This window comes from Cutibacterium acnes, from assembly GCF_003030305.1.
In the GTDB taxonomy this organism is placed as follows: Bacteria; Actinomycetota; Actinomycetes; order Propionibacteriales; family Propionibacteriaceae; genus Cutibacterium; species Cutibacterium acnes.
Genome location: NZ_CP023676.1, coordinates 364,235 through 379,856, shown reverse-complemented (window position 1 = coordinate 379,856; position 15,622 = coordinate 364,235). Strand labels below are relative to the sequence as shown.

General features: G+C 59.6%; 18 protein-coding genes. 4 read left to right on the top strand and 14 right to left on the bottom strand.

What is annotated here, in order from left to right; translation table 11 throughout:
* Nucleotides 1-4: 4 nt before the first annotated feature.
* Entirely contained in the window at nt 5-1,405 is a 1,401-nt protein-coding gene (locus CPA42_RS01830; protein WP_002517098.1) for a mycothione reductase, read from the bottom strand.
* Between the two features lie 110 nt (nt 1,406-1,515).
* Nucleotides 1,516-1,788 carry a hypothetical protein gene (locus CPA42_RS13040; RefSeq protein ID WP_002518729.1) on the bottom strand — a complete coding sequence of 91 codons (273 nt, stop codon included), beginning with the start codon at nt 1,786-1,788 and terminating at the stop codon, nt 1,516-1,518.
* On the opposite strand from CPA42_RS13040, the gene CPA42_RS01825 reads away from it, so the two are divergent.
* The 4 genes from CPA42_RS01825 (at nt 1,679) to CPA42_RS01810 (ending at nt 4,525) form a co-directional block, all read left to right on the top strand.
* Nucleotides 1,679-2,233, top strand: coding sequence for a DUF5134 domain-containing protein (locus tag CPA42_RS01825; RefSeq protein ID WP_306400426.1), 555 nt, complete (start codon nt 1,679-1,681; stop codon nt 2,231-2,233). The genes CPA42_RS13040 and CPA42_RS01825 overlap by 110 nt on opposite strands.
* Before the next feature lie 3 nt (nt 2,234-2,236).
* The gene (locus tag CPA42_RS13505) at nt 2,237-2,425 is read left to right on the top strand and encodes a hypothetical protein (RefSeq protein WP_002525213.1); all 189 of its coding nucleotides are present in this window, start codon (nt 2,237-2,239) and stop codon (nt 2,423-2,425) included.
* An 18-nt stretch (nt 2,426-2,443) separates the two neighbouring features.
* Nucleotides 2,444-3,514 (top strand): hypothetical protein, encoded by a 1,071-nt coding sequence (locus CPA42_RS13500; protein ID WP_002517203.1) that lies wholly within the window; start codon nt 2,444-2,446, stop codon nt 3,512-3,514.
* 216 nt (nt 3,515-3,730) lie between these two features.
* The gene (locus CPA42_RS01810) at nt 3,731-4,525 is read left to right on the top strand and encodes an SDR family NAD(P)-dependent oxidoreductase (RefSeq protein WP_002517070.1); all 795 of its coding nucleotides are present in this window, start codon (nt 3,731-3,733) and stop codon (nt 4,523-4,525) included.
* 11 nt (nt 4,526-4,536) lie between these two features.
* On the opposite strand, the gene CPA42_RS01805 is transcribed toward CPA42_RS01810, so the two are convergent.
* From CPA42_RS01805 to CPA42_RS01750, 12 genes are all read right to left on the bottom strand, one after another.
* A complete protein-coding gene (locus CPA42_RS01805; RefSeq protein ID WP_107127873.1) occupies nt 4,537-6,000 on the bottom strand; it encodes a GerMN domain-containing protein in 1,464 nt (487 codons plus the stop codon).
* Nucleotides 5,987-6,880, bottom strand: a complete 894-nt coding sequence (ccsB, locus tag CPA42_RS01800) for a c-type cytochrome biogenesis protein CcsB (protein WP_002518725.1) — start codon at nt 6,878-6,880, stop codon at nt 5,987-5,989. The genes CPA42_RS01805 and ccsB overlap by 14 nt, the downstream gene beginning before the upstream one ends.
* A complete protein-coding gene (gene resB, locus CPA42_RS01795) occupies nt 6,877-8,466 on the bottom strand; it encodes a cytochrome c biogenesis protein ResB (protein ID WP_002517159.1) in 1,590 nt (529 codons plus the stop codon). Before resB ends, ccsB begins: the two co-directional genes overlap by 4 nt.
* On the bottom strand, nt 8,466-9,176 hold the full coding sequence (locus CPA42_RS01790) for a cytochrome c biogenesis CcdA family protein (protein ID WP_002518724.1): 711 nt from the start codon (nt 9,174-9,176) through the stop codon (nt 8,466-8,468). Before CPA42_RS01790 ends, resB begins: the two co-directional genes overlap by 1 nt.
* 47 nt (nt 9,177-9,223) lie before the next feature.
* A complete protein-coding gene (locus CPA42_RS01785; RefSeq protein WP_002517223.1) occupies nt 9,224-9,793 on the bottom strand; it encodes a TlpA family protein disulfide reductase in 570 nt (189 codons plus the stop codon).
* On the bottom strand, nt 9,790-10,506 hold the full coding sequence (locus CPA42_RS01780; protein ID WP_002517064.1) for a histidine phosphatase family protein: 717 nt from the start codon (nt 10,504-10,506) through the stop codon (nt 9,790-9,792). Before CPA42_RS01780 ends, CPA42_RS01785 begins: the two co-directional genes overlap by 4 nt.
* 22 nt (nt 10,507-10,528) lie before the next feature.
* Nucleotides 10,529-12,244 carry a bifunctional uroporphyrinogen-III C-methyltransferase/uroporphyrinogen-III synthase gene (locus tag CPA42_RS01775; RefSeq protein ID WP_002517192.1) on the bottom strand — a complete coding sequence of 572 codons (1,716 nt, stop codon included), beginning with the start codon at nt 12,242-12,244 and terminating at the stop codon, nt 10,529-10,531.
* Nucleotides 12,245-12,367: 123 nt separating this feature from the next.
* On the bottom strand, nt 12,368-12,688 hold the full coding sequence (locus tag CPA42_RS01770; protein ID WP_008598906.1) for a glutaredoxin family protein: 321 nt from the start codon (nt 12,686-12,688) through the stop codon (nt 12,368-12,370).
* A 40-nt stretch (nt 12,689-12,728) separates the two neighbouring features.
* Nucleotides 12,729-12,830, bottom strand: coding sequence for a 30S ribosomal protein bS22 (locus tag CPA42_RS01765; RefSeq protein ID WP_002550589.1), 102 nt, complete (start codon nt 12,828-12,830; stop codon nt 12,729-12,731).
* Between the two features lie 135 nt (nt 12,831-12,965).
* Nucleotides 12,966-13,757 carry a pyrroline-5-carboxylate reductase gene (proC, locus tag CPA42_RS01760; RefSeq protein ID WP_002517123.1) on the bottom strand — a complete coding sequence of 264 codons (792 nt, stop codon included), beginning with the start codon at nt 13,755-13,757 and terminating at the stop codon, nt 12,966-12,968.
* Nucleotides 13,754-14,797, bottom strand: a complete 1,044-nt coding sequence (locus tag CPA42_RS01755) for an aspartate-semialdehyde dehydrogenase (protein ID WP_002517116.1) — start codon at nt 14,795-14,797, stop codon at nt 13,754-13,756. The genes proC and CPA42_RS01755 overlap by 4 nt, the downstream gene beginning before the upstream one ends.
* A 44-nt stretch (nt 14,798-14,841) precedes the next feature.
* Nucleotides 14,842-15,612, bottom strand: coding sequence for a CPBP family intramembrane glutamic endopeptidase (locus tag CPA42_RS01750; protein ID WP_002517211.1), 771 nt, complete (start codon nt 15,610-15,612; stop codon nt 14,842-14,844).
* Nucleotides 15,613-15,622: the final 10 nt, after the last annotated feature.

Genomic DNA, 15,622 nt, shown 5'->3' with positions numbered 1-15,622 from the left:
CCCGTCACCTCGTGGTATCCATTTCCTTGCCAAGCCCCAGCAGGGCACTTTCGACGACTTCAGAGAGGGCAGGATGGATCCAGTACTGCCCACGCGCCATTTCGTCGACCGTCTGCCCAACGCTCATCCCCTGAATACAGGTCTGAATGAGGGTGGACGCTTGAGGCCCAATGATGTGCGCCCCCAGCAACGTCCTCGTCTGCGGATCTCCCAGCAGCTTGACGCAGTGCCCCTCGTCCTCCATGGCCCAGCCATAGGCGACGTCCGCGTACTCCTGAAGGTACGCCGCGTAAAGAGTGTCGGATTGCAACAGTTCCTGCTCCGTGGCACCAACCGACGCCACCTGCGGATTCGAAAACACCGCGTGCGGCACGAAGCGATGATCAGAACTAGCCAGATCGTCAGGATGCAACAGGTTGTGACGGACCACACGCGCTTCATGATTGGCCACGTGTTTGAGCTCCCAGGGGGAGCACACGTCGCCTAAGGCCCAGATATGCTCAACGTTGGTGCGCTGGTGCTTATCGACCACCACGAACCCGTCGTCGTCAACGTCAACACCGGCCGCCGGCAGGTTAAGGCGATCCCCGTTGGAAACCCGACCGGCGGCATTGAGGACGACATCTGCCGGATAGTCGTAGTCGACCCCATCACCGTCGACGGTCAGCACCACCAGGTGACCGCCGGGGTCACGGTCAACACCCACCAGCCCCTCCGCCATCCGCAGACGCACCCGGCGTCCCATCTGTTCAGTGAAGCGCTGCGAGATGTCGCGATCCTCATGACGCAGCATCCGGCCAGAACGGTTGATAACGGTCACCTGGGACCCGAGCCCAGAGAAGATGTGAGCGAACTCCGCCGCGATAAGCCCGCCACCAAGGATCACCAGACGCTGCGGAAGCTCCGCTAGCCTCATGATGGTGTCGGAAGTGTGAATCAACCCAGCCATGCTGGGATCGTCGAGACCAGGCACATCAGGCACTCGCGGACGCGATCCAGCCGCCAGGACAATCTGGTCAGCAGTAATACACCTGCCTCCCACCTCAAGGGTGTGTGCATCGATAAATGCCGCCTCGCCGGTATAAACGTCAATATTGTCTAGTCCCTGTCGGTACGAAAGCCCGGCCTTAGATATGGAGTCGATTCGGCCAAAGATCCGGTCACGGATCGAGGCAAAGGATGCTCCGCGGAACTGCAGGTCGACTCCCACTCGGACAGCCTCGGACGGCGAGGACGCAAAGTCCGCCGGGAGCACGAACATCTTCGTAGGTATGCAGCCGACGTTGAGGCAGGTGCCCCCAAACGCACCAGAATCGATGATCGCGGCGCGTCGATCTGCGAAGTCTTCATCCAGGATCGTGTTTCCCGACCCCGAACCGATGACGACGATGTCGTAATGCTCCATGTCACCAGTGTGTCATCCCGGGCCCACGCGGATCCCGTCAACCTGCTGCAGGCGCGGATCCAGTGATGTCGAGCAATGCCATGTAGGGTGATCGCCAGCCCCAGCCGGTTTCACAGGAGCGGAATGTTCACCCTCACCTCAACGCCCGTCACCTTCATCGGGCTATTGATCCTCTTTGCCTGGTCACTCGTATGGTCAGTACGAGATGCCATCAAAGCCCCCACTGTCGTGACACGAATTTCCACCTGGGTCCACGTCGTCATGGCCGTGACCATGATCCTCATGGTGCCGAAGTCATGGTGGAAACCCATTGTCCCTGCCATCGGCGGCCCCATTACCCCTGTCATCATCTTCGCTATATGCACCGCATGGATGGTGTTCATGGCCGCGTGGCGATCCTCGTGGTCGTCATGGGGTCACGCCGCGATGTTCGCAGCGATGGTCTGGCACCTGGCCGCGATGCGCAAGATGTCCTCGCTCATGACTGCCCCCCGGGATTCTGGCATGGGCCAGATGAATCACACGCACAGTGGCATGCATGGTCCCGGCATGCAGACGGCTATGAATGCTGCCATGCACGACTACGCCGTGGTCGGTGTTCCGCTTATGGTCGCCCTGCTAGCCATGGCCGTCGCCGGGCTATGGCGGGCCATCAGCGGCCGCGCGGAAAACCCAGGCAAGGCGCCCACCTGCCACGTAGTCGCTACCGAGCCCCTCGCAATCCGGCTCTCCGGGCTCGCTGACTTCGCCATGGCCTTCGGCATGGCGTGGATGAGCACCGGACTGTTGTCCCCCGTCATACCTTTCACGGCACACCTCCACCCCTGACCTGTGACGTGGAGGCCACCGGTCGATACTGGCAAGCAGCAAAGCCCCCAGACCATCAGGTCCATACGCGGGCACATCACCGGACAAGCAGAGTCGACCGAAACAGATCGGTCGGCAGCGACGGTTAACCCATCGACACGAACCCCATGGCCGACGTTCCACCATTGCAGGGCTAACTATCACATCATCTAACTTCTAGAATATCATCACATGAGCACCAGCAACCAAAGCACAACAGAATCCAAAGACGCTCAAGCAATAAAAACAGAAATATTCGATCTATACAGTGACATCACCAAGCCAAAATCACCCCATAGAACAGGCAGGCCGGGTAAAAATGTCGCCGAACAAGCAGTAGCATTGGGGGGAGTAGCCGTAAAATACAACAAAAGTATTTTTGATGTGTGCGAGATGCTACACGAAAAGAAAATAGAACAAAGAACGATAGAGCGACAGAACTATAATCTTTTTAATAGATTTCGTCTCCAAATAGGAGGCCTCTGCGATAGATTTAACTCATATTACTACAATAGAGCCAAGACAGTAGATCAAAAGATATTCTACGATATATGTTCAACCTACAAGCAAAACGCCAGGCCAACAACAAGCGTCACCGAGCTCCGCTCATGCCTGTGCGACACCGGAGCTAGATGCGATGCCACCCCGCATGCCGTCTGGGCAGCAGCGGAACAATACATGTCACACAGCCTCGGAGCCGTAAAAAATAGCCTCGACTACGCAAAGCCAAACTACCGAGCCCTACTTCTACTTTCAGCAACCTTTTTCGTCATCTTGTTAATCTTCAGCCTGCCAAACGCCACAACATCCCTATCACCTATAGAAATCGCGGTATTCATTATTTCCGCTGTACTATTTTCCGTGGTCTTAGCTATAATGTTTCTCCCAGTGACAGCCCGATGGACTGGAATATACAAGATGTCAACCAGAATCCTTGATTTTCTGTTTTCAGTACTTCTATTCCTGCTGTCATTTCAGTTTGGATCCTCAAAAATGACATCAGCATCGACACCATATTTGGTCATAGATATCTGGCTCATTACCCCCACTTTTATTATGTGTCTTATCGCGCACAATAGGACCAACGAAGTCGTCTCCCAGCAAAATCATATCCGTGATCTGCAAGATCAGCTTCAGACGTTGAGAATGTCGGAGCCGCAACAAATAGTAGAGCCAGACACAGTTGGACATGCCCCGAAGGAATCGTCCCGCCTCCGACTCCTGGGAATGGTCATTAATCCATTTCAACGTCCACGTTTCTAACGGTCTCAGGAACCGACCAGCCACCCCACAGATCCAGACATTTAGACGCAAAGCTGGCTGCCAACTCGTTCCCAGGCTGGCATGCCCGCGTACAACCAGTTTGACTGCCAATCCCCCAGACAGCCCTACCAAGACCCACGCGCACTACAGACGATTGGGCACCCCGAACTCACCTGCGCAGCATGCACTCCGGTGACAGCGTGGAAGACTTGAAACATGAATGATATGGAGGCGACTCGCGACGAACGCCCGTGGGCACTGGTGAGCGGGGCCAGTGGTGGTCTAGGGCAGGCATTTAGCCGCCATCTGGCCAGCTGCGGCGTCAACCTCGTTGTGACCGGACGGCGGCATGACGTCCTCGACGACCTCGCCGACCAGCTCACCACCAGGTACGGAATCAAAACCATCGTTCATCCTTGTGACATCTCCTCGGCATCAGAGCGGTTAGCCCTTGTCAACGAAATTGCGGGACGCGGGATCATCATCGACACCCTCGTCAACAATGCTGGATTCGGTGCTGCTGGCCGCATCGCTGAGACCGACCCGGAGCGTCAAACCTCCCAGGTAGAGGTCAACTGCGAGGCTGTCGTGCACCTGTGTGGGTTACTGCTGCCTGGCATGATCACAGCCAAACGTGGGTCGATTATCAATGTCGCCTCCACTGCGGCTTTCCAGCCCATTCCGCAGTTCGCCACCTACGCGGCATCGAAGTCCTTCGTGCTGTCCTTCAGCCGTGCCCTATGGGCTGAGACCAATGGCACCGGGGTGCGCGCCACCGCGATCTGCCCTGGTCCCACCGAAACCGGGTTCTTCGACGTCGCCGGGGTACCGCGTATGGCGGCCGGTGCTCGGCGCGACCCAGACGACGTGGTCCGTACCGCCTTCGACGCTCTAGCCCGTCATCGCCCCTACGCCGTTGACGGTTTCGTTAACCGCACCGTCGCGCGGCTGGCGCCACATCTACCGGCGCGGCTGGTGATGACTCAATCCGAGAAGTACCTCCAGGTCTGAAGCCAACGCACCTACTTGGCCGTGATGACCTTTTCGTCGGCGATGTGGGTCCCCTCGCGGATGATTAAGTCGTATTCCCCTTTCGGCATGGTGAAGGTGGCGTGCCACGGCCGCCACTTGTCACCATCGTTAGCCGATAGATTGATCTGTCCGCTCGTGATGATCCGGCTACTCTGAGGGGGCCTTACTTCATAGCTCATGACGGATACCGTCGGCTGTGCCACACCACTAATGGTGATCGTGCCAGCCGACATGTCGGCACCAGCTTGAGGCGAGTCCACCCACACCCGGGCGCACCGAGCAAACCCCTCGTCGACGAAGTCCGTCGCCGGCTTGCCGATAATGGGCAGATTCGGAGAGCCGTCAACAAGGATGCGCACTGATTTGTCGCCGGTACGGTCACCGACGGCAGCCGTAGCCGTGACGACGAGCTGCTGAATAGCGCGTTGCACCTGCTCACCGTTCTTGAATTGACTGAAAGCTGATGCGGAGAGGTCGAGAGTGATCCGGTTACCTTTCACCGTAGCCCGATTCACCTGCCCAGCTGCCCAACCCGAGGTGTAATTCGGGTCTAGAGGTGCAACATTGAGGACGGCGCCGACGGCCGTTCCTAGCCGGTCACCAGAGGTGGGAAGGTCACGCAGCTCACGGTGGATGAGGCCGTCGTCGCGACCCAGGTAAAACACGTCGAGATCGGTCTGCAGAGTCGACAGTGACTGGCTATTGGACTCTGGGGTCCGGATAGACGGTAAAGCCTCCGGATCCCCCATCGTCGAGCCGTTGCCCGACCCCAGCAACGGCAAAAGTACATCGACCAGGAAGGCTAGCCCACAGGCGAGCACAATCACCCAGGTGGTAGGCCTGCCACGATGGGGGCGGCGCGCGATCTGGGATATGATGGCGTCATAACGCGACATCGGATGGATCGACTCCGCGAAGGTTTCTAACGCAGAACGCACGACTGCTTCGACTCGGGGGTCGGCGTGGCCCGGATTCGTTTGCGATCCCGGACGCAGCCTCTCTCCAATGGCAATAAGGCCCTTGGTCTCGTTATTGCGCACTGCGCTGACGCTCATGCCAAGGGTCTCAGCGATGTCATCGTCGGAGAGGTCCGGCGTAGCCAACTTAAGAACGAGCACCTCGCGCTGACGAGCCAGCAGACCCCTCAGGCACCAATAGGCCAGGTCTTCAGGAGTTTCGGGTGGGGTGGCATCCCGCTCAGCTGGCTGACGGCTCCTCGCCTTGTTCACGACAGCAGTGCGCACATACGACACGGCATGCTCATACGAATGTAGTTTCGGATCACGCAAGTAACTTGTGGCGAAGGCCGCGATCACCGCATCCTCAGCTACTTGCTGGTCCGCCAACAGCAAGGTGGCCAACCGCACGAAGGCGTCCCACCTCTCTTGGTAGAGCTGGGGAAGCCAATCGTCGCGGGATTCAGAAAAGGAACCTGTCATGTCAGATTCCGGCATACGAGTGAAGACCGTTAAAGATCAAATTGACACCGACGAAATTAAACCAGAAACAGGCCGCACCAACGATCGCTATCAGGGCGGCCCGGCGACCGCGCCATCCGGCAGTGGACCGGGCGTGGAGGTAAGCCGCGTAGACCACCCAGGTCACCAAAGACCACGTCTCCTTGGGATCCCATCCCCAGAAGCGTCCCCAGGCGTAGTCAGCCCACACCGAACCAGCAGCGATAGTGAAGGTCCAGATCGGGAAGCCGATCGCGTGGGCGCGATATGCCAGAGTGTCCATGGATTCCAGGGGAGGCAATTTTGCCACCAAACCCTTGACGGGAACTCCGGTCCGTTGGGCCTTTGCCTGGGCGTTCGTGGCGATGAGGTACATGATTGAGGCGATAGCCCCGACGTTGAGGGCGGCTGCAGCGATACAAGCGGCAACGATGTGAATAACGAACCACACAGAATGCAGAGCCGGCACGAGCGGCGCTACGGCCACGTAGAACACCGTTGCTGCCAGCCCGTTACCAACTGCTAGCAGCAGGGTGACGGCGATACCCATCCATCTGACGTGGTGGATGGCGACGAGCACAAGATAGGCGATGACGACGAAGAACAGCGCCGAGGTAACGAATTCGTACATGTTGCCCCAGGGCAACCGACGAGCAGCAATACCACGGCAGACGACACCGATTGCTGCGCAAACCGCACCCAGCACGGTGAGGTTGAGCCCCATACGGCCCCACGTTTCCGAGCGCAGACGCTCCTCGTGGCTGGGATGTTCGGTCCCCCGCACACTGGCCCACTCCACGGCGTGGGCGAGGAAGGCAAGCATATAGAGCACCGCCGCGGTGACGATGCCAACGGCAGACAGATTCTCCACACTCACGAGTGCTCCTCCCCGACATCGCCAGACATGCTATCCCCATGTAGCGCAGCCAGCAGAGAGTTTACGTCGTCCACAGCCCCGGATCGGGAGTCACTGCGATCTAGGCCACCAATCTCTACTCTCAAGCCGTCATCACCAGGAATAGTCCTCACCCACACCCGCCGGGACCGCGAAAACAAGCTCACACATAGCCCTGCCACTGACAGCACCACCGACAAGAACGTCAACGGGAGCCCCGGGTTCTGGGACACCTGGATCTTGGCCCACCTCTGCCAGCCATTGAATTGGATCGACCCCTTGCCGTCGGGCAGTTTGTACCTCTGACCTGGGGATAGCACAAAGCGGGCCTTGTCCTTACCGTTCGTCACCTGGGTCAGTCCCGTGGTGTCGAGGGTGTAAATATTTGACGGCACCCCCGTCTCCACAGTCGGTTTGCCATACCAGGCGGTCAGATACAGCTGCGGGTTAAGGGCGTCGGGGAAGAGCGACGTCGGGCCACCGGCCGTGATGGCGCCAGTCGGTAGAAAGAACCCTTGAAAGGCCAGACGATCCGGACGGGCGTCGGGAGCTTTGATGACCCCGACAGACTTGAAGTTGGCGTCCTGTGGCAAAAAGACAACCGGTCCGGAATAAGCCACCTTGCCATCACCGTCGCGGACGACGACATCCGCGGCGTATCCGTGCCCAAGCAGGTGTACCTTTGTTGATCCAATCCGCAGTGGGTGGTTGACCTGCAAATCTCGGGTCTGCGTCTTGCCGCCCATGGTGAGGTCGACAGTGGCGTCGAAGGAACGGGCGGCGCCGCGCTGCACCGTACCAGTCTCAAAAGAGACCACGAATTTGCGCAGCTTCATGGAAAACGGGGTGAGATTATCGGTATCGACCATCGCCCCAGCCTTGAACTCGTCGTACTGAGTGATGCTGTTGGAAAAACCCTGACCCTCCACAACGACAGAAGTTCCCTTGAACCCCCATAAAGTGTTCCAGCCGACGCCAACAAGGACAAAGACCAAGAAGATATGGAATACGAGGTTGCCCGTCTCGCGATGACGTCCGGCCTCGGCGCGAAGGGAGCCGTCGTCGTCAACAACGAACCGATACCGGTGTGATGTCAACCACTGCTGAGCGCGTTGACTAACCTCCGCTGCGGAAGCGGAGGTGGTCATCGAGGCGTGGGCTGCTAGCCGGTCCAGCCTGGCCGGAACGCGGGGAGGTTGACGGCGCAGGGCCTTTGCGTGGCTGACGATGCGCGGAACAATGCAGCCGATAAGGCTTATGAACAACAGTAGATAGATCGCCGAGAACCACACCGAGGTGTAGACGTGGTACATCCCCAGCGGACGACATATGCGGTCCAGAGTCGGATGGTTGGCGGCGAAGTCAGAAACCTTCACCACGCTCTGAGCGCTCTGCGGTACCACCGAGCCTGGGATGGCAGCCAGCGCAAGCAAAAAGAGCAAAATGAGGGCCGTCCTCATGCTCGTCAACTGGCCCCACAACCAACGCATGAATGAGCGGAAACCCAGCCCGCTGTTCCCAGACGTTGAGGTCTTCGTCACTTTCGAATCCGTCACGGAATCACCCATCAGATCACCGCTCCGAACTTAGCTGCCCAGGCTCGCAGCATCGCCATAATCGATTCCCACCATCCGGTGTCCAGCAGCACACCAACAGTCATCAGGAGTATTCCCCCGAAGCGCTGCACACCGTGCTGATGGATCCGCACTGCGTCAATCGTGCGACCCATCCACACCACAGCAGCAGCAACCGCAATAAACGGAATTCCCAAACCCAACGAGTAGCAAGTGGCCAGTACCGCGCCTCGGGCCGCTGATCCCTGGGTCAAGGACAGCCCATAAACCACCGACAGCGCCGGCCCAATGCATGGGGTCCAGCCCAGCCCGAAGACGATTCCTAAAATCGGTGCGGCGGCCAACCCTGCTCGGGGCAGACGATGGATCCGCAGTTCGCGCCGGCCTAGCGGAACAAGCCCAGCAAACATCGCCCCGAGTACGACGGTCAGCGCTCCAACGATGATCTCGATGGCGCGACGATGGCCCACGAGTACCTTGCCGAGGGTGCCAATAATCGTCCCAGTAGCGACGAAGACGACGGTGAAACCCACCACGAAAAGGACTGTGCCCACCACAGTACGTGCCCGACGCTGTCCTTCAATGACGTCTGCGGCCCCCAGGCCTGTCACATAGCTGAGATAGCCAGGGATGAGAGGCAAGACGCAAGGGGAAAAGAAGGACAACAAACCGGCAAATACCGCCACCGGGATCGCTCCGGCCATCGATCCAGTCAGTGCCCCGGCTGCCCACGATCCCAGGTCGAGTGGCGTCACTGGCTCTCCTTGGCAACATCATTAATCGCCTGGACCAGGGTGGCGGTGCTCACCTCTCCCACGAATCGGGCGGCCGAGCGGCCCTTGCGATCGATGACGAGGGTGGACGGAATCGCTTTGGGAGGCAATTCGGTGAACTTGAGCAGCAATGCCCCATCGGGGTCATAGAAACTCGGATAGGAGATATGGAACGTTCGGGAGAAGGCCTGCGGCGGTCCAGGGTCAAGATCGCGCGTATTGATCCCATAAAAGGCTGCGACGTTCTTGGTGCTATCAGCCGCTTTCACCAAGGCAGGAGCCTCATGACGGCACGGCGCGCACCATGATCCCCACACATTGACGACGATGACCTTGCCCTTGGCGTCAGCGGTGCTGATCTTCTTACCGTTCAGATCGGTCCCGGTGAGGACCGCGGCAGGCTCCCGCTTATCGGCTGGAAGTTTTGACCAGGATCCGTCTCCGGCTGCGAATCCCTTGTCATCACTGGCCGAGGTTGACGAACATGCCGAAACTCCGGTCACCACAAGAGTCGCCGCAGCAAGGGTGGCGATGAGCCGAGTCTTCACCCCTGGGCACCACCTGCAGAGATATTGGCCCGACGATCCTTCGCCGGAATGAGGTCACGTGCCGGCTCGCAATAGTCAACGCGGACGATGCGACCATGTAGCACCCCAAAACTCGTGACCGAGGCTAGGGTGCACTTACGAAAGCGCGGATCGTGAGGAAGGCGTCGTCCCTCGGCTGCGCAGCGCGCAATCCAGATCGGCAGTTGGTGGGAGACGATGAGAGCCTGACCGCCTGCGGGGACCTCTTCCGCCGCTCGCATGATAGCCCGGGTCATTCGCTCGGCGATCTCAACGTAAGGCTCACCCCAGCTAGGAGTCAAGGGATTCGACAGATAGCGCCAATTACGAGGACTGCGCAGGGCCTTGTTGCCTTTGCCAAAGACCTGGCCTTCGAAGACGTTGGCCGCTTCAATGACGTCAGAATCGATGCGCACCTCAAGTCCAGGATGCAGCGCGGCGATGGGGGCCATCGTCTCCCTGGCGCGCTCCAAAGGGGAACTCACCAAGGCCGATAGCTCGGCACCGGCAAAGTGCTCAGCTGCACGGGCAGCCATCCTTCGCCCCAACGGAGATAGGTGGTACCCAGGCATACAGCCGTACAAAACCCCAGTCGGGTTATCGACTTCACCGTGGCGCAGCAGGTGGACAGTCGTCGTGGCGCCCATCGTCTCCCTTTCCGATACCTCGCGGGCGGCGAACCCCGCCCTGCCCATGACCTTACGTCATGGGGCTGTGTCAGCGTGACGGATGACGGCCACGACGCTTGCGCTGGGAGGGCCGAACTACCGGCAGGCCCTTGGCAACCATGTCGTCACGGCGCTTCGCAGCGAAATCCGCCAAGGCGTCAGCCAAGCTCAACGCAGTCGGCTCGGGGGCTATGACATCGACGGTCAGGCCGTGCTCACGGCAGGTTTCAGCGGTGCGCATACCAACGGCGGCGACCACGGTGTGCTTATGTGGTTTTCCGGCAATACCGACGAGGTTGCGCACAGTCGTCGAGGAGGTAAACACGACGGCGTCGAATTTGCCGGTCTTAATGGCTTCACGGGTCTCAGCTGGCGGCGGGGCAGCTCGCACGGTGCGATACCCGACGACGTCTTCGACCTCCCATCCCAGTTCAGATAGGTCGGCCGACAGGGACTCAGTGGCGATGTCGGCACGCGGCACGAAAACGCGGTTAATGGGGTCGAGGGCCTCGTCAAAGGCCGGGAATACCGCGGCCAGAGCTCGGGTGGACTGCTCGCCCGATGGCACGAAATCGGGTCGAACACCCCATTCAGCCAAAGCGTTGATAGTCGAGTCGAAGATCGCGGCAATCCGCAAGCCTGAGTACGCGCGAGCGTCCAGACCGATCTGCTCTAGCTTCTCCGAAACGGCACGTACCGCGTTGGCAGAAGTAAAGACGACCCACTCGTAACGTCCCTCAACAAGACCGCGAATAGCTTTATCCATCTGCTGAGGAGTACGCGGAGGCTCCATCGAAATCGTGGGAACATCAAGGGAATGAGCACCGTAACTCTGTAGTCGCGAGGGCAGGGTCGCGGAGTGGTCACGGGTGCGCGGGATGAGAATGTTCCAGCCAAATAACGGCTTGGACTCGTACCAATCGAGCTGCTCACGTTCGGGGGCTTCGACAACTTTGCCGATGGCGACGTGAACCGGCTCAGCGTCACCCAGGCGCGCTGTCTTAGCGGTCTGTGGTAACTCACCGAGGGTGACGGTATGAGTGGTCTGCTGGGTCGTCGCGCCATGGCAGATAAGGGCCGCGGGCTCATCCTCACCGCGTCCAGATTCAATCGCGTGTTTGACGACTTCTTTAAGCTTGCCTGCCTCGGTATTGACGACGACAAGCCCCTGATCTGACCAGTTCGAACCATGTCCAGCAATATCGCGCTGACATGCAGCGTCCCCGATGAGCTGGACGTCATGGCCATGCAAGGTCAGTCCGGCGTACTCCGGGACAGCGGTCATGCCAGTGACACCGGGAACAACGTCGACGTCATAATCAGCGCGAGCCACAGCGGCAGCCTCCGCGCCAATATCGCCATCAAGGAAAGGATCCCCAGAAACGAGACGAACGACTTCAAGGCCTTGGGAGGCGGCATCAATAACGGTGGCAGTAACGTCAGCGCAGTGTTCGTCCACGTCGACGGGAGTCGGAGCGCCAGTCCCTGGCTGACTGGGTAGGACGGCGGCTTCTTCATCAACACCACCCGCCAACACGATTCTGACGTCGGGGCGAAGTCCAAGAAAATCACTGCCCAGCAGCATGCGGTGCTCAGCGCACGAAATGACGATGACCTGAGCGCGATTGATGGCGTCAACAGCTCCAAGGGTCAACAGATTCGGATCTCCTGGACCGGTACCCACAAACTGCACCCTGGCCTGAGACGACGCAGTGCCCAGATCACCGGCCGGCTGCGGCGTCGGCTGGTGAGCCTCGTCAGTCATCTGGAGTCCTTCCGGTGTCTGTCGTCATGCCAGGCGGTGTGCTCCGGCATCGGGCATCGAGGTCAATAGTGCTGGTCTGTGAGGAAAGGCGCAAACCTGCCCGTCAACTGGACGTCCCGGCTATCAGGGCAACACTGCCGGGAGCGAGGGGCCATCACGTAAGGCTGACAGGAAGGTGTCAGCGCCAAGGGTCCAATAGGAGATAAGCGTGCCATCAACGAAAATTACCGGGACATGATCGCCCCAGCGGGAGCGAAAGTCCTCATTGGCATCGACGTCAACGATCATCGGTTCAGGCACGAGATCGCGATGTTCCTGTCTCAAACGTGCAACGAGGCCGATGACCTCATCGCACAAATGACAGCCCTGTCGGGTGACAATAATGACGCGCCCCTCGACCAGCGGGTCGAGGGGCCGTAATTCACCGCTGCGGAGGGCAGCCATGCCATGTTGATGCCGCCACATGTCACAACCGCCCGAAGTGTCACTTGCCGGCGCGACGACGCTGGATGCGCGTCTTCTTGAGCAACTTGCGGTGCTTCTTCTTCGCCATGCGCTTGCGACGCTTTTTGATCACGGATCCCACGGTCAACCTCTTTCGTTGAAACTGAAAGCTTGGTGCACCCAGGTAGGTGCGAAGTTCTTGGCCCACCGACAAGGCGGACAGAGGGGTACTCTACGCTGTGTCGACCATGGGATCCAAAATCGCCGCACCAACTCATCAGGACAGGCCAGCGGCGCGGTCCCGACATGCCGTCATCGCATCGGCGAAAACGGAGCGCACACCTCCGGCCTCCAATGCGGCTACGGCAGCCGCAGTGGTACCACCCGGGCTCGTCACCTTGGATCGCAGGACCGCAGGGTGCTCGCCTCCTGCCAACAACTCAGCCGAACCGGCTAACGTCGCTACAGTAAGTTGGCTAGCCTGGTCGCGCGGCACACCCAGCGCGACGGCAGCATCGATCATGGCCTCTGCTACCAAGAAAACGTACGCCGGACCCGATCCCGACACGGCTGTGGCAGCATTATGCAGCTCCTCAGGCACAGTGACGACGACTCCCACCGATTCGAGTAGGTCACCCACCTTCTTAGCCGCATCCTCGGAGCCGGGAGCGGAACTCACAATGAACGCCCCTTTGCCCACCCGAACTGGGGTGTTTGGCATTACACGGACGATCTTTCCCTGCCATGCCATGAGCAACTTCTCAGTAGTGACACCGGCAGCAATGGAGACAACCACCGCATCAGCTTTCAGAGCACCCGAGACTTCTTCCAGCACGTCAACGGCCGCGTAAGGCTTGACGCCGAGGATGACGAGGTCGGCGTCCCGCACAGCTGTGGTGTTGTCACCGCTCGTAGTTACACCCAAAGTGTTGGCGATTTCGTCGCGATGGGACGCCGATCGCGCGGTTGCCACGACGTCCTCGGCCTTCATTTGTCCAGCGTCAATGAGTCCACCAACAAGCGCCCCAGCCATCGCTCCACAGCCCAGGACGGCAATCTTCCCGCTCATTCGGCAGCCACCAGCTCAGCGAGCTGCACCGCGTTGAGGGCCGCGCCCTTGCGCAAATTGTCCGCAGCGCAGAAGAACACCAGACCTTTGCCAGCCGGTGCGGACTGGTCAGCACGAATACGACCAACCAACGAGGGGTCAATTCCGGCTGCCGACCGGGGATCCGGGACGTCGACGACCCTGACTCCAGGTGCCTGCGTCAATAGCTCAGTGGCCTTCTCAGGGCTGAGGCTCTCACGGAACTCAGCATGGACGACAAGCCCATGACCGCTATACACCGGAATCCGCACGCAGGTCCCCGCAACCAGCAAATCAGGAATATGAAGGATCTTGCGAGACTCATTGCGAAGTTTCTGTTCCTCGTCAGTCTCGCCGCTGCCATCGTCAACAAAGTTTCCCGCCACCGGAAGAGCGTTGAACGCGATCGGTGCGACGTAAGGCCCAAGGTCCGCCACCGGCACACCACGGCCGTCCAGCGCCAGGCCTGCCGGATCGTCAATAGCCGTGGTTTGGTCGGTGAGGGCTCGTACTCCGGCCACCCCAGACCCCGAAACAGCCTGGTACGTAGCGACGACAAGGCGAGTCAGACCGGCAGCGTCATGTAGCGGTTTGAGCACCGGCATTGCGGCCATCGTCGTGCAGTTGGGGTTAGCAATGATCCCTTTGGGACGCTTAGCGACATCTTCGGGATTGACCTCGCTGACAACCAGCGGGACGTCAGGATCGCGTCGCCAGGCGGAGGAGTTGTCGATAACGACAGCCCCGGCAGCCGCCACGCGAGGGGCAAACTCGCGGGAGGTTCCGCCACCCGCAGAAAAGATCGCAATATCAAGTCCAGCAAAGTCAGCCGTCGCGGTGTCCTCAACGACGACTTCGCTGTCACCCGAACCGTTATTCCACGACAACTTCTGACCAGCCGAACGGGCGGAAGCGAAGAACCGCACTTCATCGGCGGGAAAATGACGCTCGGCTAGCAGGGTGCGCATCACCCGGCCAACCTGTCCAGTGGCTCCGAAGACTCCAAGCTTCATGATCCCCATGGTACGGGCAGGGGACGACAGGTTCGGTGAGTGTCCGAATTGCCTTATAACCAGCTGACGCGACCAGCCAGATAGGCGTATCCCAGGAAGGAGACAATGTCGAGGAAGGCGTGCGCCACGATGAGGGGTAAGAGCCGACAGCGACGAGAGAAAACCCAGCCCAGGAATAGGCCCATGACGATGTTGCCGATGAAGTCGCCCCAGCCCTGGTAGAGGTGGTAGGTGCCGCGGATGATGGCCGAGGTGACGATAACCATCGTCGTCGACCATCCGATCTGACCCCACCTCGTAAAGAGGTAGCCGATCATGACAGTTTCCTCAAGGACTGCGTTCATCCCTGCCAGCCCGATGAGAACCGGGGCCGTCCACCACACATGCTGCAGGTCAGCGGCCCGAACAGTGGTGTTGAAGCCGAGAGCATGCGCCGCCCAGTAGAAACCAAGCCCGGGGATACCAATAATGGCAGCCAGCATCGCCCCAGCTCCGACGTCACGTCCCCATCCTGGCGCTTCCAGCCCCAAAGCGCGACGGACGCCCTGTCGCGGCGGCTTGACCTGGGCAAGCAGGAGGACCGCCAGCAAGGCTGGCACGACTCCGAAAGCGATGTCAGACAGTTGATACAGCAGATCGAGCCATGGACGCCCCGGAGTCACGGAGGAGTTGAGCGTGGAGGTCTGCTGGTTCATCGGCACACCTCGAGTGAGGCGCTCGATCATCCGCAGAATTGAGTACCACGCTGACTGCCCCAAGCTGACAGCCAGCACGAACATCGTCTCCCAGAGCAGGCGCCGATCCGCCGCGCGATCCCTCATCATCCCCCGACGA

Excerpts from the sequence above, each read along its gene's own strand:
- CPA42_RS01775 (WP_002517192.1), bottom strand. The coding sequence starts at position 12,244 with ATGACTGACGAGGCTCACCAGCCGACGCCGCAGCCGGCCGGTGATCTG.
- CPA42_RS01750 (WP_002517211.1), bottom strand. The coding sequence starts at position 15,612 with ATGATGAGGGATCGCGCGGCGGATCGGCGCCTGCTCTGGGAGACGATG.
- CPA42_RS13040 (WP_002518729.1), bottom strand. The coding sequence starts at position 1,788 with ATGAACACCATCCATGCGGTGCATATAGCGAAGATGATGACAGGGGTA.
- CPA42_RS01755 (WP_002517116.1), bottom strand. The coding sequence starts at position 14,797 with ATGGGGATCATGAAGCTTGGAGTCTTCGGAGCCACTGGACAGGTTGGC.
- CPA42_RS01790 (WP_002518724.1), bottom strand. The coding sequence starts at position 9,176 with ATGGCCGGAGCGATCCCGGTGGCGGTATTTGCCGGTTTGTTGTCCTTC.
- CPA42_RS01830 (WP_002517098.1), bottom strand. The coding sequence starts at position 1,405 with ATGGAGCATTACGACATCGTCGTCATCGGTTCGGGGTCGGGAAACACG.
- CPA42_RS01810 (WP_002517070.1), top strand. The coding sequence starts at position 3,731 with ATGAATGATATGGAGGCGACTCGCGACGAACGCCCGTGGGCACTGGTG.
- CPA42_RS01770 (WP_008598906.1), bottom strand. The coding sequence starts at position 12,688 with ATGGCTGCCCTCCGCAGCGGTGAATTACGGCCCCTCGACCCGCTGGTC.
- CPA42_RS01780 (WP_002517064.1), bottom strand. The coding sequence starts at position 10,506 with ATGGGCAGGGCGGGGTTCGCCGCCCGCGAGGTATCGGAAAGGGAGACG.
- CPA42_RS01805 (WP_107127873.1), bottom strand. The coding sequence starts at position 6,000 with ATGCCGGAATCTGACATGACAGGTTCCTTTTCTGAATCCCGCGACGAT.
- proC (WP_002517123.1), bottom strand. The coding sequence starts at position 13,757 with ATGAGCGGGAAGATTGCCGTCCTGGGCTGTGGAGCGATGGCTGGGGCG.
- resB (WP_002517159.1), bottom strand. The coding sequence starts at position 8,466 with ATGGGTGATTCCGTGACGGATTCGAAAGTGACGAAGACCTCAACGTCT.
- CPA42_RS01825 (WP_306400426.1), top strand. The coding sequence starts at position 1,679 with ATGATCCTCATGGTGCCGAAGTCATGGTGGAAACCCATTGTCCCTGCC.
- CPA42_RS13500 (WP_002517203.1), top strand. The coding sequence starts at position 2,444 with ATGAGCACCAGCAACCAAAGCACAACAGAATCCAAAGACGCTCAAGCA.